The following is a 19,036-nucleotide window of genomic DNA, read 5'->3' on the forward strand; positions in this document are numbered from 1 at the left end:
CCTATTTTTAGCCAATTCACCTGATTATTTAAGTGGTTGGAGCAGTTTAACGTTTGTGAACAAATAGACTCTGCTCCTGGATCAACCTCTGGGTATATTCATGTTGCGGCGAGTTAAATATCTGTTCTGTAGGCGCTTTCTCGACCATAACACCTTTGTGCAGCACCATGATTTTATCGCTAACATGGCGAATAATATTGAGATTATGGGATACGAAGATATAAGACAAGCCGAGGTCTTTTTGCAGTTTCAGCAGCAAATTGAGAATTTGTGAGCGTACTGACAGGTCAAGCGCGGTCAAAGCTTCATCGGCAATGATAATTTTAGGGTTAAGCATTAGGGCCCGCGCTACCGCAACGCGTTGCTTTTGGCCTTCGGAAATCATGTGCGGATAAAACTCTGCATGCTCAGGTAATAACCCCACTTTGCGTAGCGTATCGACCACTTGGGTGTGTCGCGATTGCGCCGACATTTGGGTATTAAACCGCAGCGGCTCATCGAGCAATTGACCTATTGTCAAACGCGGGTTCAGTGAGGTATTGGGATCTTGGAAAATCATCCGAATTAAGCGGCATCTTTGTTTAATATCGCGGCTGTCTAAGGCTTCACCTTCGAAAAAAATCTCGCCGCCACTGCGGGGCTCAGCGCCGACTAAAATGCGGGCGAGGGTACTTTTACCCGACCCTGCTTCACCTACTATGGCTAAGGTTTCGCCGCGCTGGAGCTCGAAGGATACAGGCGCTAGTGCATCGTTATATTGGCGGGAAAAGCCCCTATAACCGGTATCGTATCTTTTATAAAGATCGTTAACTTTAAGCAGTGGGGTCGTCATTGTGGGTTTCGCCGTGATAAGGGAAATGACAGGCAAAATAGCGGTCTTTAATATGACTTAAATTTGGCTGATTAACGCATTTTTTTTGGGCTTCAGGGCAACGAGGCCCTAAGCGGCAACCGATTGGCAAATGCTGTAAGGCGGGCGCAGACCCTGGAAGGGTAGGCATAATCGCCTTGTGGCCACCTGAGCCTGAATAGTCGGGCATGTTATCAAGCAGCGCCTTAGTGTAAGGATGATAAGGCTGCTTAATCACTTCGTCCGTCGGCCCCGATTCCATAACCTGACCGCAATAGAGCACGGATAAGTGATCGCACCATTGGGCTAAGGTTTCAAGCTCATGGCTGATCAATAGAATCGATACGTTTTGTAATTGATTTAATTGAGATAATAATCTGAATATCTGCGCTTGAGTGCTGAGCTCCATCGAGCTTGTGGGTTCATCGGCAATCAAGAGGCGAGGCTGATTAGCAACCGCCATCGCAATCATCACCTTTTGGCATTCGCCTTCGGATAATTCCCAGGCGTAGCTAGACATTACCTGCCTCGGATTCTTGATCCCGACTTTATGTAGCCACTTTTGTGCCGTCAGCCGTTCATGTCGACGCCGTTGCCAAAAATAGGCGTTGGGATTCTTAGGCATAGCTTGCATCAGCTGACTGCCGACGGTTTGCGCCGGATCTAAGCTGCCCGATGGATCTTGGAAGATCATCGCCATGTCTGAACCCATCAGATTGCGGCGCTCTTTTGAGCTCATGGCCATCAAGTTATTGCCATCCCACATCATGCGATCGGCTGTGATGGTCCAGTTGGGACCTGGGATCCCAAGAATCGCTCTGGCTAATAAACTTCGTCCAGAGCCTGACTCACCGACTAGGCCATGAATTTCGCCGGCATTGAGCGTTAAGCTGACTTTTTCGAGCGCCCGCACTCTACCGTGGGGCGTATCGAGTTCAATCGTGAGATTTCGTACGTCGAGTAAAGGCATAAGTTAGTTTCTGATGGGCGCAAGCGCCGACCGTAGGCCATCGCCAACCAAGTTAATGGAAAGCACACTGAAAAGAATCGCTAAGCCCGGGATAGTTACAGCCCAAGGCGCCGTTAATAAATTATCCATACCTTGGGCGACCATAGCGCCCCATTCAGGGCTTGGTGCCTGCGCCCCCAAGCTTAAAAAACCGAGGGCTGCGATATCTAAAATGGCGGCCGAAATGGCAAGTGTGGTTTGAATGATCACCACTTCCCACACGTTTGGCATGATGACATACCAAAAAATTTGCATTGAGTTCGCGCCATCTAAACGCGCCGCTGTGACGTATTCTTTTTGCAACTCTTCATGCACTGATTGGTGTATCGAGCGCACAAATTGCGGGGTTAACGCTATCCCGACGGCCCAGAACACATTTTCAAGTCCTGGCCCCATTACCGCCACCACTAAAATGGCCATCAATAATGAGGGAATGGATAACAGCGCATCGAGTAAGTGCCCGAGGATACTGGATTTTAAGCCCCGCATCATGCCGGACAGTGACCCTATGATAAAGCCTGTGAATAATGCGGTGACGACGATCAGCAGCGCCATACCAAAGGTCAAGTGTGCGCCGTGTAATAATCGGCTGAAGATATCGCGGCCTAAATCGTCTGTTCCTAAAAAGTGCGCTACTGTGCCTGAAGGGTCCCACGAGGGGGGCAATAGCAAGGCTCTGGGATCTTGTGCCTCTGGTGGGAAGGGCGCAATCATAGGACCAAATAGCGTTAGCAAGAGCAGGAAAGCAATCGTCCATAGACCTGCCAAGGCGAAAGGATTAGCCGAAAAGTTAAGCCAAACCCGCATAGTCGGGGAGGCAATCTGATCTTCTTGATAAATTTTAACTGGTGGCATAAAGGTCTTTTCTGCTCAGTGGATTAAAGACTGTATGCAGCACTTCAATCAAGATACTTAGGAAGATAATTAATAGGGCTACGGCCAAAATACCACCTTGGATGACAGTGTAGTCCCGTTGGTAAATCCCTGAAACCAGCCAAGAACCCACGCCAGGCCAAGAGAAAATCATTTCGACCACTATGGCATAACTGGCAAATGAGCCAAGCATTAACCCTAAATGTTTCAGCACGGGGATCAAGGCGTTAGGTAGGGCGTGGCGCAGTATAATAGTCCCGGTATGCATGCCTCTGGCTTCGGCGGCGCGGATAAAGGTTTGATTCATTACATTCATCATCGCCGAACGGGTGCTGCGAACCACCACAGTAAAAGGTAACACTGCGAGTGTTGTGGCAGGCAAAATGATGTGCAGCAGCGCATCTTTAAATGCCGACATGCCGTATTCAGACTCTGACAACAGGGTATCTACCAACATAAAGCCAGTGACAGGTTTGATTTCATATAACAAATTGATTTGGCCAGAAATAGGTAACCAACCGAGATCGACACCAAACCAGAGCGAAAGATAAAGACCTAACCAGAACACGGGCACAGAGTAGCCCGTTAGCGTGATCGCCATAATGGTATTTTGGGTGAGCTTATGTTGGCTCTGGGAAGCAAGCACGCCTAAGGGCACACCAAAGCAAATTGCGATAATGGCCGCCATCACAGCAAGCTCGAAGGAGGCGGGTAGGACAGCGCTGAGTTCTTCAGCCACTTCTTGATGTGAGGTGACTGAAATGCCTAAATTACCGCTAAGCCTTTGTTGTAGATAAGCGATAAATTGCCACGCTTGGTTTTTATCTAATTTGTAGTCCTGCTCGATTTGAACCAGTTGGCTCGCCGTAGGTGTATGTATGCCAGTGAGTGCGTGGGTGCGATCCACCGGAAATAAGCCCGTGGCGTAAAATAAGACACCCACCATGACTAACGAGGTGGCAAGAAACAAATTGAGGCGGCGCAGTAGGTATTTAAACATTAATTCGCCTCCTCTTGTGCTTGGCTAGTGTGGGCGAAGGAAATGCCACCAAAAGGCGTGAGTTGCATGTCTTTGACATCATGGCGAGTTAACGCCACACGCTTGGCATGGGCCAGACTCAGCATAGGCACTTGTTCAGCTAAAAAGGCTTCTGCTTGTTGATAAATGACTTTACGTTCGCCCTGATCTGACACTTCTCTTGCGTTATCTAAGATGGCATCAAACTCAGGGTTACACCAGCGCGAACGATTGTTGTTCGACTGCATTGCGGCGCAGCTCAGCAGTGGAGTAAAGAAGTTATCGGGATCACTGTTATCAGCATTCCAGCCAATTAACACTGAATCATAGTCGTCGCGGCTGAGCCGCTGACTAAACACGCTCCAGTCGTAACTGACGATGTTCACTTTCACGCCTATGTTGGCCAGATCCGATTGAATTAATTCAGCCGTTTTTAACGCATTGGGGTTATAGGCGCGGGCAACTGGCATAGCCCAAATATCGATACTGAGATTTTTAATGCCTGCTTCTTTTAATAGATCGCGCGCTTTTTGCGGATTGTAATCCACAAGCCCTTTGTTATTGTCGTAGGCCCAAGACGCTGGCGGCAGAACGCCTGTGGCTTCAATGGCGGTATTTTGATAAACCGCCCGCAGGATATTTTGTTTATCGACCGCATAGGCCAGTGCGCGGCGCACTCGGACGTCATTCAGTGGCGGCTTTTGCGTATTAAAGGCCCAAAATGCTACGTTGAGTCCAGGTTGTGACTCAATATTCAATTCTTCATGTTGCTTGATAACGGGCAGCTCACCCGCTTTGGGCAGCGCAGATACACTGCAATCCCCCGCGATCAGTTTCGCGAGTCTGACGGTACTTTTTGGCGTGATATCAAATACGAGCATATCAATTTTTGCTGGTTCGCCCCAAAAGTCAGGATGACGGTGATAGCGAATATATTCGTTTTTTGCGTATTGCACTAAGGTGAACGGCCCAGTGCCAATGGCAAAGTGGTCGACGTTTTCAGGATGACCCAAGGCTAACTGCTGCTGCGCATATTCATCGGATAAAATCACCGCAAAGTCGGTGGCCAGATTTGACAGAAATGAAGCGTCTTTGCGGGTCAAATAAAAGACCACTTCATGATCGTTTATCTTTTCTATCCCTTTAACTTGTTCAGAAAAGCCAATACTTTGGAAGAAGGGATAACCCGTGCGGGAGACAAAATGATAAGGATGCTGGGTATCGATAATACGCTTAAAGGAGAACAACACATCGTCGGCATTGAAGGGCCGTGTTGGGGTAAACCGCTTCGAATGCTGGAACTGCACGTTTTCCCTGAGGGTGAAGCGATAGCTTAAGCCATCATCGGACATAGCCCAACTCGTCGCCAAGGCAGGGACAAGCTTGCCTGACTGGGTATCATAATCCACTAAGCGACTATAAATTTGGTGCGAGGTGGCATCGATTGTCGTGCCAGACGTCACCAATTGTGGATTAAAAGACTCAGGGTTCCCTTCGGAGCAATACACCAAACCGGAAGGGAGTCGTTGGGGGCCACACGCGACCAACAACCAACTCATGCAAGAAACTGCAGTTGTTAGGCACAGGCGTCTAATTAGCACACTCATTTATAAATCATTATTTTATCGACTATGAACGGCTATTTTAGCAGTGCATCTCCCCCATGGGCAATCTGCTTATGCTTTATCAAGTAAATTGTATTTTTTAAGGATGCCACGCAGTTGGTGGTAGCTTAATCCGAGCATGTCGGCGGTTTTCTTTTGGTTGTATTGGCTGCTTGAGAGCGCCTGTTGGATCAGATCCATCTCAAACTTCTCAGTTTGCTCTTTAAAATCCAGCGGAAAATTAAAGCTATTCACCGAAGACTCAGTATTGACGGGTACTTCAGCCTCAAGTATCGGCGCATATTGCGGCGTACTGGCAACGGTTGTTGGCGCGACTGAGGTGATTTGACGTTCGCGGGTCTTGATCCGAGTTTTAGGTCGATAGGGTGAAGCAAAGGGATCAAGAGTGATATGGTCGATGGGCCGATTTTCACCACCATTACGATAAACGCTGCGCTCGACCACGTTTTTAAGTTCTCGGATATTGCCCGGCCAGTCGTGGGTCATTAGTTGCTCGACCGCATGGGCACTAAAACCGCTGAACAGCTGCAGCTTTAACTGACGCGCCATGCCAACGGCGAAGTATTCCGCCAGCGTCATTATGTCTTCTGGGCGGCAACGCAGCGGTGGCAGAGTGATCACATCGAAGGCGAGTCTATCGAGCAAGTCGGCACGAAATTCGCCTGCGTCAGCAAGTGATGGTAAATCTTCGTTGGCGGCGCAGATTAAACGAACATCACTTTGCACGGTTTTACTGCCGCCGACTCGTTCAAATTCGCCGTATTCAATGACACGCAGAAGCTTCTCTTGGATAAGTCCTGAGGTATTGGCTAATTCGTCGAGGAATAAGGTGCCGCCGTCGGCGCGCTCAAAGCGACCTTCGTGTTTGCCTTTGGCGCCAGTAAAGGCACCTGACTCATGGCCAAATAATTCGCTCTCGAGTAAATTTTCACTCAAAGATGAACAGTTTAGCTTAATAAAACTTTGATCCCAGCGCTTAGACAGATAATGTAAGCGTTCGGCAATAAGCTCTTTACCTGTACCACGTTCACCAATAATCAGTACGGGTTTAGACAGCGGTGCAATTTGCGACACATGTTCTAACACTTCGAGTAGGGCGTTGGATTGACCGATAAGGTTGTCTTGCTGAAATTTATTATCCACGATATTTTTTAGTCTTTCGCGCTAAAATTTGGTGAAAATGATAATAAGTGGCTTGAAGCGTAAAAGGAAGTAAAAGTTAATATTTTGTTTAAGCTATTGTATTTAAATAAGAAGTGAAAGTTGGCACGGTTAGTGTATTACCTTATACGAGACCAACATCAATTTGAGGATAGGATTATGGGAATTTTCTCTCGTTTCGCCGATATCATTAACTCTAATATCAGCGCATTGCTGGATAAAGCCGAAGACCCAGAAAAAATGGTTCGACTGATTATCCAAGAAATGGAAGACACACTCGTTGAAGTGCGTTCTACCTCAGCTAAAGTGTTAGCTGAAAAGAAAGAGCTGCAACGTCGTATCAACCGCGTGTTAGAGCAAGTGCAAGATTGGCAGGATAAGGCTGAACTAGCACTGTCCAAAGACCGTGAAGACTTAGCGAAAGCCGCTTTAGTTGAAAAACAAAAAGCGACCGGTTTAGCAGACACGCTGAATCAAGAGTTAGCTGTTATCGATGAACATATCGCACGTTTGAAAGATGAAGTGGGTATGTTGCAAGAAAAGCTGCTCGATGCAAAAGCGCGCCAAAAGACCATTATTTTGCGCACTCAAACAGCGTCATCACGCTTAGAAGTGAAAAAGCAGTTAGATTCAAGCAAGATCGACAACGCTATGCTCAAGTTTGAGCAATATGAGCGCCGTGTCGAAGGCTTAGAAGCCCAAGTTGAATCTTACGATCTTGGCAGCAAAAAGACCTTAGCCGATGAGTTTGCGGCGCTAGAAGCGGAAGATTCTGTGAATGCAGAACTGGCAGCGCTAAAAGCCAAGGTAAAAGGTAAAGCGCCAACTAAGTCAAAAGAATAACAATTCAGAGGTGAGTTATGGATATGGACGTGCTAATGGCGCCGATTATTATTTTCATGGTGATAGTCGCGCCAATATGGTTAGTTCTTCATTATCGCAGTAAGCGACAAGTGAGCCAGGGACTCACTGAGGAAGAGTTTTCACAACTCAATGACTTGATATCCAAGGCCGATAAAATGGCGGCGCGTATCGAGACCTTAGAGGCCATTCTGGATACAGAATCGCCCGAATGGAGGGGGAAACATGAGAGGATCTAATGGCCGTACTTTGTACCGCATTCCCCAGTCAGGCAAAATAGCGGGTGTATGTGCAGGGATTGCCGAGTACTTTGCGATTGAAACTTGGTTAGTGCGAGTACTGGCGGTGTCTATCTTCTTACTCGGCGGCTCAGGTGTGGTATTTATCATCTATGTCGCTTTATGGGTGATTTTAGACATCAAGCCGCAAAAGCATTACGATAGAGACGATATCGAGGTGAAGAAGAAGCCGTGGCAGTCGGGAGAACCCGCAAAGCAAGCGCTGAGCGACGTGAGTCGTCAATTTCGAAGCCTAGAAGTTAGGCTACAAAATTTAGAACGTCACGTCACCTCTGACAACTTTGATTTAAAAAGACAAATCAATAGTTTGTAACCCTTCTAAAGGGCGGCCATGTCCGCCCTTGTTGCTTAATCTCTGTTTCACTCCAGTGTATAGTCAACATCACTTGACATAAGTTAACATCATTCGACATAAGGGAAGTCTCTATGGGAATGCTTGATGCCTCGCTCCATAAATTAACCCAAAAGGGACAATCCCTGTTACATCGCACCGCGGACCGGCATTTACGTTTGGCCGTGACTGGGCTTTCTGGTGCGGGAAAAACCGCGTTTATCACAGGGTTAGTCAATCAGTTACTTAATTCTGGTCCTGTCTCAACCTTACCCCACGCCCGCAACAACAGCGCTTTGCCACTGTGGCAGGTGAGCCGCGATCAGCGTTTGCTCGGGGTTAAGCGTGCCATGCAGCCGGATCTGGAAATCGCCAGTTTTGATTATCAAGGCGCCATGTTAGCGCTCACTTCCGAACCTGCGACTTGGCCTGCCTCCACTCGCACTATTTCTGAATTACGACTGGCGATTAAATACCGCCCGCAAAAGGGCTTACTGGCCAAGTTTTCTGATACCGCCACCTTGTATTTAGACATAGTCGATTATCCTGGCGAATGGTTACTCGATTTACCTATGCTGCGCCAAGACTTCGTTACTTGGTGCCGTGCCCAACAAGTTCGCATCGAGAATCTTAAAAGCTCACCCTTGTATGCTGAGTTTGAACAATCTTTGATGTCATTAGATTTAGCCGTCAGCGCCGATGAGCAGCAATTAAAGCGGATTGCCGATCAATATCAGTTATTACTCAATGATTTAGTGCACGTGCAAGGTTATTACCAAGCGCAGCCTGGACGCATGTTATTGCCGGGTGAATGGCAGGGCGCTCCCTTATTGGCTTTTTTCCCCCTGTTATTGGTCAATGATGAAAAGTTCGCAGCGCTTTCGCAAAGCGATAAACACAGTGGATTCCACGTCCTAGAAAAACGCTATCAAGAATACGTCGCTAAAGTGGTTAAGCCTTTCTATAAAAACCACTTTGCCGGTTTTGATCGGCAACTCGTGTTAGTTGACTGCTTTAGTGCGTTGAATCGTGGTAAAAAGCAATTTGAGGATATGGGCGCGGCGCTCAATGCCATTATGGAAAGTTTTCAGTTTGGCCAATCGAGTTATTTACGGCGTTTATTTTCTCCCCGCATCGACCGTTTATTGTTTGCTGCGAGCAAGGTTGACCATGTGACGCGCGATCAGCAGAGCCATGTTTTGTCCCTGTTAACCGATATGTTAAAACACAGCCAGCATTTTGCCAGTTTCGATGGCTGTAAAGTGGAGGCGATGGCGATTAGCGCCATCAAAGCGACTCGCCATGGCATGGTAGCGACCCAAGAGGGCGAGGTCGAAGTCGTGCAGGGGACGGGACTCAATGGTAAAGCCCTGACCTTGTTTCCAGGCGAAGTGCCCACTCGCTTACCTGAACCCGATTTTTGGCGTGACCAAGGGTTTAACTTTGTCGGCTTTGCACCGCCGATCAATGCCAATGTTGACCCATCTCAAGTGCACTTTGACCATATTCGTCTCGATCATTTGCTGCAGTACTTACTGGGAGATAAGTTGGAATGACGCTAAAGCTATCAGATAACGCTAATGAGCAGGCTTCTAATTCTTCTGCGAACTCATTTGCACACTCAGTTGAACATAAGCGGCTGAAAAAGCAGCAGCTGTTTGACTCACAAGTTGTTGAGCTCAAACCCAGCAAAGAGGAGCTCAAAGGGGCGAAAGCCTTTGAACCGCATACGCCAGTGCAAGAAGTGGCTGCCGATATTGAGGAATTGATGGATGAAACGCTGTCTACCCATCCTAAAATGATCGATGCTAAATCGGTATCGCCTCAACTCGTAAAATCACGCCGTTGGTCTTGGCTCGCTCGTCTGGCGGTAACGAGTTTATTGCTGCTCGTAGTGGTACAAACGGGATTAGGACTGAGGGGGGCTTGGCTTGAGAGCCCTTGGTTGTTCAGTTTTTATGGTGTGGTGCTTGGGGTTGTCAGTGCGTGGGCATTGGCGGGGGCGTTTAGTGAGTACCGTAAACTGAAGCGACTCAAACAGGTCGCCGATACTCAAGAAACAGGCGCTAGGCTTGCGCAGAGCATGCAAATGGGTGAGGCAGACAGTTTTATCGATAACATAGTGTGCCACTATGGCGACAGCCAAGGTTTGCAGCAACTGCGTCGCTCATTAAAAGATGAACATAATGATGCCGAGAAAGTCTTGTTATTTGAGGACTTAGTGCTGACGGAGCGAGATGAACTGGCCAAAAAAGTAGTGCGACGCTATGCGGCTGAGTCGGCAGTGCTACTGGCGGCCAGTCCGTTAGCTGTGCTCGATATGGCCATCATCCTTTGGCGTAATCAACGTATGCTGCGTGATGTCGCCCGCTGTTATGGCATAGAGCTGGGTTATTGGAGCCGGATTAAACTTATCCGCAGTATCATCATTAATATTATTTATGCGGGCACCAGTGAGTTAGTTACCGATTTAGGAACACAGCTGTTATCGGTTGAAATGACAGGTAAATTGTCTGCTCGTTTGGCGCAAGGTTTAGGGGGCGGCATGCTAACTGCGCGCCTTGGATATCAAGCCATGGCGCTGTGTCGGCCGATTGTGTTTAGGGAAGAGCAAAGGCCTAAATTGTCTAAAGTGCATCAGGAATTGTTGATCGAACTGAAGCAGTTTTCAGGCAAGTTGTTTACCAAGGAAGGCCGCGACGCATTAAAAGGCCAGTTCGCCGATGTTGATGACAAAGTACCTCAGTCAGCTAGAGATAAATCTAAAGAGTAGATATTATTTAATATCAAAAAATTAACCGATTTAAATCGGCCGAAAGTAGATGCGCTAATGGACTTGTTCCTTAGCGCATTTTTTATGATTTTTTGCAGGTACCGAGTATGACAAAGTGCGGCTGAAAAATGCTATGTAACAAGTTAATTACACTTGGCGCGCTGCTATTTTCGCCATGCTACTGGCTTAAGTGCTTGGTCGCGTTATGGTAGGGCTTATTCGATAGGGCTAATGTTATCCATTGAATAGTCCATAACGCAGGCATTGAGCATCCCAAACGAACAATCAATCAAGAAGGGATCAGTTCAATGCAATTACAAGGAGCTAGGTATGCAAGATGAGTCAGGCAAGATGTGGAAAGCGGCAACACAGGTTATTCATGGCGGCCATGAGCGTGAGGCCTTTGGCGCCTTAGTGACGCCGCTATATCAAAGTGCAACTTTTGTGTTTGAGTCTGCACAGCAAGGCGGTGAGCGATTTGCGGGTAATGAGCCGGGTTATATTTACACGCGCTTAGGGAATCCGACAACCGCCGAGCTTGAACGTAAAATGGCGATTTTAGAAGGTGCAGAGGCTGCCGCTGCAACCGCATCTGGTATGGGCGCAGTATCCGCCGCATTACTGGCTAACTTGCAGATGGGCGATCACTTAGTGGCATCCAATGCCGTATACGGTTGTACTTATGCGCTAATGACGACTCAGTTCGCTCGCTTTGGTATTGAAGTGTCCCTAGTGGACTTTTCATCGGTAGCAGAAATAGAAGCGGCGATTAAATCCAATACTAAGGTCATTTTCTGTGAAACCCCAGTCAACCCCCATTTACAGGTGTTTGATTTGGCGGCAATTGCGACTATTGCCAAACGTCACCAGTTGGTCAGTATTGTCGATAATACTTTTATGACGCCATTACTGCAGAGGCCGCTGGATTTTGGTATTGATTTGGTGATCCACAGTGCGACTAAATATCTGAATGGTCATGGTGATGTGATTGCGGGGATAGTGTGTGGCAGTGAAGAGCAGCTCCATAAAGTGAAGTATGAAATCTTAAAAGATATTGGCGCTGTGATATCGCCACACGATGCTTGGCTGATCTTGCGCGGCCTTAAAACCTTAGATGTACGTTTACAGCGCCATTGCGATAGTGCCCAGCGCGTGGCCGAATTTTTAGCCGAACATCCCAGTATTAACCGCGTGTATTATCCCGGACTTGCCTCTCACCAAGGGCATAAATTTATTGGTCAGCAGATGAAACGTGCCGGCGGGGTGATCGCGTTTGAACTGGCGGCAAATTTAGAGGAGGCTAAGGCCTTTGTGGGGCATTTAAGCTTGTTCTCTATTGCGGTGAGTCTAGGCGATGCAGAATCCCTCATTCAACATCCAGCGTCGATGACGCACTCTCCCTACACGCCAGAGGCGAGAGCAGCGGCTGGCATTGGTGATAATCTGCTGCGAATTTCCATTGGCTTAGAAGATTGTGACGACATTATCGCCGACTTGAATCAAGCGTTAGCGCGTTTAGCTTAACGAGTGTCACTAATTTAAACCACCAACTATTTGAATGATAAAAGGGATGCAATTTAGCATCCCTTTTTCTATGGCTAAGTTTAGGTTCATCGGGTTAATAGGCGAAGTTTAGCTAGGGTGAATATTTGTGGCGCCGATTTGGTATTTCATAACAGCATGGACTATTTTTGATTTGAGGCCACGGAAGTAGGAAGAGAGGCCGCAATTCATGGAATAGAGGAAGAGTTATGAACATCTCCAAATGTATACCCGCTATTATGAGCGCCATGGCATTAACGGCTTTTTTAACAACGCCAGCAATCGCCGCAGACACCCCGACTAAAGCCGCCGCTAAAATGCAGACTCAGGCCAAAACTGAGGCGAGCGATATGGCATCGGATGCGAAGAAAGCCATGCCAGATGCTGCTCAAGTCAACATCAATACGGCTTCAGCCGAGCAGTTACAAGTGCTAAAAGGGATAGGTGCCGCTAAGGCGCAAGCGATTGTCGATTACCGAACCAAAAATGGTAAGTTCAATGCAATTGATGATTTAGCCAATGTCTCGGGTGTTGGGGCTAAGTTGATTGAGCAGAATCGTCATTTGATTAAGTTGTAATTATCCCAGTCGATGATTGAGTTGCATTATGTATTGAGTTTTACTCTTGTTGAATTTTTAATATGCCAAGTTTGACACAGTGAAACTCAGGGAAATGTCTATAAAAGTCTGCATTTGCAGGCTTTTATCATTTCAATCACTGCACTTGCTTATAGATTGTGCAGTTAGGCGGGATATTAAGAGATCTTGTCGATTAGCGCTTGATCCCATAGGAGGCATGGGGGATAATCCTCGGCGTTCAAGCAAGCGCTTTGGTTTATATCTTTCAAAGCAATGCTCGAAGTTATGGTGACCCTAGGGTCCCCCCGCAATGATAACTTGTGAACTCGGCCAGGCCCGGAAGGGAGCAACCGCAGCAAGCGACTCGTGTGCCGGGGTGTCGGCTCTAGGGGAACCTCCAATTCTGCAATACCTCTGTTTTATTCTCGTTTCACTTCTCTATATTTACTCAATTTATTTTATTCAATATAGTAGCTAACTGACTAGTTCTGTTTTCTGCCGTTAATCATTTATAGCGTGAATACTTTATACGCAATGGGATAATCCATTGTTTGCCTCTTTCCTGCCACTGCAACGGCTAAAATACCCTCAAAAGTCAGACCTTAGCGAGATTAACGATTGGCTTCGGCTTCTTCCTGCAATCTTTTTTGCAGATTTTGTTTAAGGAAGGCGCGGGACTTTTCGAGTGCGGTTTGGATCTCACGCTTTAATGCTTGCAGCTCGTTATAGTCTTCAAAGAAGTAGGTATCGACGAGGTGGCGTATGTAGCGCACTGGCAGTTGATTTAAGGTCACACAACATAAGTCGGCGAGATAGTCCTCAGGAAGCTCGTCCATAAGTCCTTCATCTGACAATATTTCCATTAAAAGAACTTCGTAGTAATTACGGATTTCGAGTTGCATCGTTATGCTCCATGACGGTTTTCATTGAGTTTGCTACCACAAATGGTTTGCCGCAATAAAAAGTTGGCTGTGTCTTTGGCTTAATTGTAGTGCGTCTCTGCTATAGCCGCCGCCTATCACGGCTGCAATTGGAATATTTTCCGATTTTGCCATTGATAACACAGTTAAATCCCGTCTGAACAGCCCTTCTTGACTGATATTGAGCAAGCCGAGCTCATCATTTTGATGGATATCGACCCCAGCATCATAAAGAATGAGATCTGGCTGATGGATGCGAATGAGTAGGGCGAGTGTTTGCTCCACGGTTTCGAGATACAGATTGTCATCGCTGCCTTTGGTTAGCTCAATATCATGGTGGGAATGCTGCTTACGACTCGGGAAGTTCTCTTTGCAGTGAATCGAGCAACTGATTATCCCTTGATGTCGCTGGCTGAGTGTCGCACTACCGTCACCTTGATGCACATCGCAATCAAAAATCAGTACCTTGTGCACTTGCTGGCTCGCGATGGCATTTCTGGCTGCGAGGATAAGGTCGTTGAAAATACAATAGCCACTGCCAAAATCGTAATGGGCGTGATGATAGCCACCCGTTAGGTGCAGGCCAATACCCTGATTAATGGCCAATGAAGCCGTGAGTGTTGTGCCTGCCACAGAATGCAAGGTGCGCTCGACTAAGGCTTCACTCCACGGAAAACCAATCCGCCTGAGCGCCGCTGTTGGCAAAGTGCCCGCGATAAACTGCTCTACGTATTCGCGTTGATGTACTTGCATTACATCCTGCGCTGTCATCGCCGTTGGCGTGTGGAACTGGGCTGGTGTGGCAAGCTGATTATCGAGTAAGTACTGCCGCAGATGCGTGTACTTGGTCGTGGGGAATCTGTGGTGAGGAGGAAGCGCCAGCTTGGAATAGCTGGCGTGATAAACCAGTGGGATCAGAGTCAATATTGACTAAACCTCGTTATCGCAAGTCGTTATAGCTGTGAAATTGCCCAGCTCATAAATTCTTTACGTGTTTTCTCATCCGCTTGTAACCACCAGTATTGCAACATTTGTTGTGGATTGGCAGCTGTTGCTTTAGAAGTGTCTACAGGAGCTGTGAGTGACGTCGCGCTAACGGTAGCCGATGTTGCCACGGGTACTGGTGCAACGGCAACCACTGCGCCAGCTGCACCGGTTGCTGCTGCGGCAGTTCCCGAAACGTCAACGGCTTGATTACCACTGAAAAGGCGAGAGACAAAGCTTTCTTCTTCTAAATTGGTATTCACCACTTGGAAATTGACGTCGCCTTTGTCGCCACGGGTCAATTTGATTTGTGGGTTTTGCGCGTAAACTTTTGGCTTTTTAACGACTTTGCCTTCGGCGGCTTGGAGGTAATATTGATAGTCGCCATCAACGTCTAAGGTCACGATGAAAGGGGCTGATTTAACAAAGGTTTGGCTATCGCTAAAATCGTCTTCAACTATCTCATGGTAACGAATGGCGATTTTATGAGTACCAGGTGTCAATTCTAAGCTGCTTTTATGATTGAACACGCTAGACTCGACTTTTTTACCATCGAGTGCAAGGTACTCAAATGACATCGGAATGTTGAGATCTGCGGCGAAGGCCGAAGCAGAACCGAGTAATACTAGCAGGCTGCTGATTGGCAAAAGTGATTTCAATTGTTACTCCTTAACGATTATTACTCTGATACGGACGTTCGAATATTTGAATGCGATCTTCTATATAACTAATAGCTTGCCTGCATTTTCCTAGACGACGATGCATCAAAAGGATGTCATTTTGCAATTTTATTTTGTCAGCACTATGACAGTTTTCAAGTTTTGATTCCATTTCTTCAATTTTTTGTTCAAATTTTTTCGCCCAATTCAGGTGTTTGTTCAATTCTTCATAGATCTCGTGACTATTTTGCATCACGTTATTGGCGATCCAATCGAAACCACTGGCTTGGTGAGACTGATTCTGACGCTGAGCAAAACGGGCGCGGCTACTGGCACGTTGCTGAGTCTTGGACTTAATGTCGATAGAGGTCGTCAGCAAGGCCCGTTTGACGGCGGTGAATCTGTCTTGGATCCGCTCACAGCTGAGGGCAATCGTCTGGGGGGCGAGTTTGAGCTTAATTTGTTTTTCGAGCTGTATAATGCTGCTACGAATTTGTTCAATACAAGGGCCGAGTTGGGCGCCGTGTTGGACAAATAGCGAATGATTGAAGCGCTCCGTTTCTTGCAGGAGTTTACGCTGAGGCGGCGCGAGTCGATTATCGTGCTGCAGTACTTCTTGCTCTAGCGCTTTGAGCTGATTTTTCAGCATCACCAATAATTGTTGGGTGTTCACAACCATGCGCTCCATGCCAAATTTGCTGCAATCATTAGCACGATCAAAATAAACAGTGGACGAATAAAGGGCATGCCAAATTTAATCGCGCAGCGCGCGCCGATAAATGAGCCTAACATCATGCACAATCCCATCCACAAACCTATTTGCCACTCTACCTGCCCAAGCCAGCCAAAGATAGTCAATGCGGTCAAGTTGCTGGTGAAGGTCATCGCACGGGCGAGGCCGCAGCTGTGTAGTAAAGGCAGTTTATACAAAGAGCCGGATGTGACAGTCCAAAACGCGCCAATGCCAGGGCCTGCAAAGCCATCATAAGTGCCTAAAGCAAGTCCCTGTAGCCATTGTTGCTTGGCGGGTGGTTTGCTGGTTGGGGCTTGGCAGTTAACGTCCGATATCGCATTGGGGCTGACTAAACTGTAAATGGCAATGCCAATGATCAGCAACGGCAGGACTTTTTCGAGCCATTGGGTATCGACTAAATAGACTAAGAAACTGCCCAATACGGCGCCAATAAAGGTGGCAATAAAGGCCATGTACCAAAATGAGGGTTTAAAAAGGTGCTGGCGATAATAGGTCCAAGCCGCCATTGAAGAGCCAAAACTGGCGGCTAACTTATTGGTACCTAATACGGTGTGCGGTGCAATGCCTAAGGTTAACAGCGCGGGGATCGACAATAGACCACCGCCGCCAACGACGGCATCGATGAATCCAGCGATAAGACCTATAACTGCCAACAGGGCCCAATGACTGGGCTCGAGTAACAATTCCAAATTTTAATCCTACTCTATGACACGTCTAAAGGGCGGTAAGGCGTCCAGCAAGGACTTGCCATAGCGTTTAGTAACTAACCGCCTATCTAAAATGGTGACTCGGCCATAATCTTGCTCTTTACGCAGTAATCTACCACAACTTTGAATAAGCTTACGTGAAGCATCTGGGATAGTCAGTTGCAAGAAGGGATTGCCGCCTTTGACTTTGACATATTCTGCATGCGCTTGCTCAACGGGCGAGGTTGGCACCGCAAAGGGCAGTTTAGTGACGATCAAGTTCGTCAGATAATCGCCGGGTAAGTCGAGGCCTTCAGAGAAACTGCCGGTGCCGAACAATATGCTCGGTTCGCCTTTATCGCACTTAGCTTTATGATTCTCTAACAACTGTTGCCGTGGCGCATTGCCTTGAATAAGCAGTTCTGTGGTGAGTTTACCTTCAAGTAATTCAACCACTTTTTCCATCTGCCAGTAGGAGGCGAATAACACTAAGGTGGCCATTTCTCCTTCAATCAGAGTAATGATTTGCTCGGCAAGTTCTGCCGTATAGGCATCATCCGTCGGCTCAGTACGCATTTTGGGTAAATAAAGTGTCGCGTTATTGGGATAATCGAAGGGCGATTGCAAGGCTAAATAACGGCTGCCATCGTTGAGTGATAACCCCACTTGATGCACAAAATGGTCGAAGTTATTGAGCGCGCGCAGCGTGGCGCTACATAAAACTACGCCCGCGGCCTTTTGCCACAGCATGGATTCCAGCATAAAGCCGACTTCAATGGGCGAGGCGCTAAACAGATAATCGACTTGCTTACCTGTGATTAGCTCGACCCAGCGCGCCATAGGGGCACCTTTATGTTTATCTTCCTTGGCCATCATCTTCCACAATTTTTGTAGATTCTCGAGCCTTTGCAGCATAAAACCGGTTTCGGCCAATAGTGCTTCGGATTGATGTTTAGGAATGTCGCCATCTTTAATCGCCTCTGCCAACAGCGACAGCATTTTATTAAACTGCTTGAGGGCAAGATTAGAGGTCACTGCAAGGTTTTCAGCCAGAATGAGTAATGAGTCCGGCAGTTTGCCGTGCTCAAAACGTAGACGGTTTTCAGGATTGGCAAAGTGCTTTGTCTGGGTATCGCAATAGTGAGCCACTTGGTTGAGCTGGGCGATAAGATCGCCTAAGTGATCTTGCATCGCCTGCGCGGGGGCAATGATGTTGTTGCTCTTTATTTGGTTTTGTAACTTAGCGCAGGTTTTGCCAATTTTTTCGAGCCAGTCGCAGGCACCCCTCAGCGTGGCCTGTGCGCTGGAGAAATCCCGCGCCACAATGGGTAAGTGATGTGCCTCATCGATAACATAAAACACGTCTTCGGGATCGGGCAAAATCACGCCGCCACCTAATTCTAAATCGGCAAATAACAAGCTGTGGTTGGCGATGAGCACGTCCCAGGTATCGACATCTTCACGGGCTTTATGGAACGGGCAATTTCTGTGGCTGGCGACTTGGCGATGACAGCTGTGTTTGTCGCAGGCGATTTGTTGCCACAGATGATCGGGCAGCGGCACGGCTAAGGTATCGATTTCACCGTTCCAGCGACCTTCGTTATAGTCTTTTAACAGGCCATGCATCATAGCCACTTGGCTATTGTCAGGCTTAGTTTGCCACATGGCCATTTGTGTACTGTTGTCGTCACCAATGAGCATCGCCAGTTTCGATAGACACACATAACGTTGTCGACCTTTGACTAGGCCAAAGCGGAAATTTAAGCCGGATTGCTCAAGGAAGAAGGGCAAGTCTTTATGCAGTAATTGTTCTTGCAGGGCGACGGTCGCGGTGGCGATACAGACTTTTTTCTTGCTCGCTAATGCCAGTGGAATGGTACCGAGAATATAAGACAATGATTTACCGATACCAGTCCCTGCTTCGACCACTATGATGCGTCTATCTTTGTCATAGTCGCCGGCGAGGGTCTTAGAGATTTCCGCCACCATATAGTTTTGTTCGCGGCGCGGCCTAAAATGAGGCAAGGCGGTAGCGATATCCTTATAGATGGCGCGGATCTGGGTTTTTACATTGTCAGGTAACATGCGTCACTACTTTATCGAATTAATGCTG

General features: G+C 47.5%; 19 protein-coding genes and 1 other RNA gene. 8 read left to right on the forward strand and 12 right to left on the reverse strand.

Translation table 11 applies throughout. From position 1 onward, the window contains the following. Positions 1–46: 46 nt before the first annotated feature. The 6 genes from AC5YB3_RS19675 to pspF form a co-directional block, all read right to left on the reverse strand. Positions 47–832, reverse strand: coding sequence for a peptide ABC transporter ATP-binding protein (locus tag AC5YB3_RS19675; RefSeq protein ID WP_106650147.1), 786 nt, complete (start codon positions 830–832; stop codon positions 47–49). Continuing rightward, the gene (locus AC5YB3_RS19680; RefSeq protein ID WP_494525999.1) at positions 813–1,820 is read right to left on the reverse strand and encodes a peptide ABC transporter ATP-binding protein; all 1,008 of its coding nucleotides are present in this window, start codon (positions 1,818–1,820) and stop codon (positions 813–815) included. Before AC5YB3_RS19680 ends, AC5YB3_RS19675 begins: the two co-directional genes overlap by 20 nt. Before the next feature lie 3 nt (positions 1,821–1,823). Then, complete coding sequence (locus tag AC5YB3_RS19685) at positions 1,824–2,714, reverse strand: ABC transporter permease subunit (protein WP_006081133.1); 891 nt, start codon at positions 2,712–2,714, stop codon at positions 1,824–1,826. Then, the gene (locus AC5YB3_RS19690; RefSeq protein WP_006085371.1) at positions 2,701–3,732 is read right to left on the reverse strand and encodes an ABC transporter permease; all 1,032 of its coding nucleotides are present in this window, start codon (positions 3,730–3,732) and stop codon (positions 2,701–2,703) included. Before AC5YB3_RS19690 ends, AC5YB3_RS19685 begins: the two co-directional genes overlap by 14 nt. Beyond that, on the reverse strand, positions 3,732–5,357 hold the full coding sequence (gene sapA / locus AC5YB3_RS19695; protein ID WP_494526000.1) for an ABC transporter substrate-binding protein SapA: 1,626 nt from the start codon (positions 5,355–5,357) through the stop codon (positions 3,732–3,734). Before sapA ends, AC5YB3_RS19690 begins: the two co-directional genes overlap by 1 nt. Positions 5,358–5,426: 69 nt before the next feature. Then, positions 5,427–6,518, reverse strand: a complete 1,092-nt coding sequence (gene pspF, locus AC5YB3_RS19700; RefSeq protein ID WP_494526001.1) for a phage shock protein operon transcriptional activator — start codon at positions 6,516–6,518, stop codon at positions 5,427–5,429. Between the two features lie 177 nt (positions 6,519–6,695). Between pspF and pspA the strand changes: the two genes are divergently transcribed. From pspA to ffs, 8 genes are all read left to right on the forward strand, one after another. Beyond that, positions 6,696–7,379, forward strand: coding sequence for a phage shock protein PspA (gene pspA / locus AC5YB3_RS19705; protein ID WP_006081137.1), 684 nt, complete (start codon positions 6,696–6,698; stop codon positions 7,377–7,379). A 17-nt stretch (positions 7,380–7,396) separates the two neighbouring features. Next, positions 7,397–7,636, forward strand: a complete 240-nt coding sequence (pspB, locus tag AC5YB3_RS19710; protein ID WP_006081138.1) for an envelope stress response membrane protein PspB — start codon at positions 7,397–7,399, stop codon at positions 7,634–7,636. Continuing rightward, the gene (pspC, locus tag AC5YB3_RS19715; protein ID WP_006081139.1) at positions 7,623–8,009 is read left to right on the forward strand and encodes an envelope stress response membrane protein PspC; all 387 of its coding nucleotides are present in this window, start codon (positions 7,623–7,625) and stop codon (positions 8,007–8,009) included. The genes pspB and pspC overlap by 14 nt, the downstream gene beginning before the upstream one ends. Positions 8,010–8,122: 113 nt before the next feature. Beyond that, positions 8,123–9,583, forward strand: coding sequence for a YcjX family GTP-binding protein (locus tag AC5YB3_RS19720; RefSeq protein ID WP_494526002.1), 1,461 nt, complete (start codon positions 8,123–8,125; stop codon positions 9,581–9,583). Beyond that, positions 9,580–10,800 (forward strand): TIGR01620 family protein, encoded by a 1,221-nt coding sequence (locus tag AC5YB3_RS19725; protein ID WP_494526003.1) that lies wholly within the window; start codon positions 9,580–9,582, stop codon positions 10,798–10,800. Before AC5YB3_RS19720 ends, AC5YB3_RS19725 begins: the two co-directional genes overlap by 4 nt. A 330-nt stretch (positions 10,801–11,130) precedes the next feature. Further along, positions 11,131–12,324 (forward strand): methionine gamma-lyase, encoded by a 1,194-nt coding sequence (gene megL / locus AC5YB3_RS19730; RefSeq protein WP_259563177.1) that lies wholly within the window; start codon positions 11,131–11,133, stop codon positions 12,322–12,324. Between the two features lie 227 nt (positions 12,325–12,551). Next, positions 12,552–12,920 (forward strand): ComEA family DNA-binding protein, encoded by a 369-nt coding sequence (locus tag AC5YB3_RS19735; RefSeq protein ID WP_494526004.1) that lies wholly within the window; start codon positions 12,552–12,554, stop codon positions 12,918–12,920. 294 nt (positions 12,921–13,214) lie between these two features. Continuing rightward, positions 13,215–13,312: signal recognition particle sRNA small type (ffs, locus tag AC5YB3_RS19740), an RNA gene on the forward strand. A 219-nt stretch (positions 13,313–13,531) separates the two neighbouring features. On the opposite strand, the gene AC5YB3_RS19745 is transcribed toward ffs, so the two are convergent. Genes AC5YB3_RS19745 through dinG form a run of 6 tightly spaced genes read right to left on the reverse strand, consistent with a single transcriptional unit; the run spans position 13,532 to position 19,008 of the window. Then, entirely contained in the window at positions 13,532–13,822 is a 291-nt protein-coding gene (locus tag AC5YB3_RS19745) for a late competence development ComFB family protein (RefSeq protein ID WP_006081144.1), read from the reverse strand. 33 nt (positions 13,823–13,855) lie between these two features. Then, positions 13,856–14,764, reverse strand: coding sequence for a histone deacetylase family protein (locus tag AC5YB3_RS19750; RefSeq protein ID WP_494526005.1), 909 nt, complete (start codon positions 14,762–14,764; stop codon positions 13,856–13,858). A gap of 29 nt (positions 14,765–14,793) precedes the next feature. Further along, positions 14,794–15,483 carry a DUF2057 domain-containing protein gene (locus AC5YB3_RS19755; protein ID WP_494526006.1) on the reverse strand — a complete coding sequence of 230 codons (690 nt, stop codon included), beginning with the start codon at positions 15,481–15,483 and terminating at the stop codon, positions 14,794–14,796. 10 nt (positions 15,484–15,493) lie between these two features. Then, positions 15,494–16,162 carry a primosomal replication protein gene (locus tag AC5YB3_RS19760; protein ID WP_264175268.1) on the reverse strand — a complete coding sequence of 223 codons (669 nt, stop codon included), beginning with the start codon at positions 16,160–16,162 and terminating at the stop codon, positions 15,494–15,496. After that, positions 16,153–16,926 (reverse strand): sulfite exporter TauE/SafE family protein, encoded by a 774-nt coding sequence (locus AC5YB3_RS19765; RefSeq protein ID WP_006081148.1) that lies wholly within the window; start codon positions 16,924–16,926, stop codon positions 16,153–16,155. The genes AC5YB3_RS19760 and AC5YB3_RS19765 overlap by 10 nt, the downstream gene beginning before the upstream one ends. Before the next feature lie 9 nt (positions 16,927–16,935). Then, positions 16,936–19,008 (reverse strand): ATP-dependent DNA helicase DinG, encoded by a 2,073-nt coding sequence (gene dinG / locus AC5YB3_RS19770; RefSeq protein ID WP_011846477.1) that lies wholly within the window; start codon positions 19,006–19,008, stop codon positions 16,936–16,938. Positions 19,009–19,036: the final 28 nt, after the last annotated feature.

It is taken from the genome of Shewanella sp. 1311 (assembly GCF_059338235.1).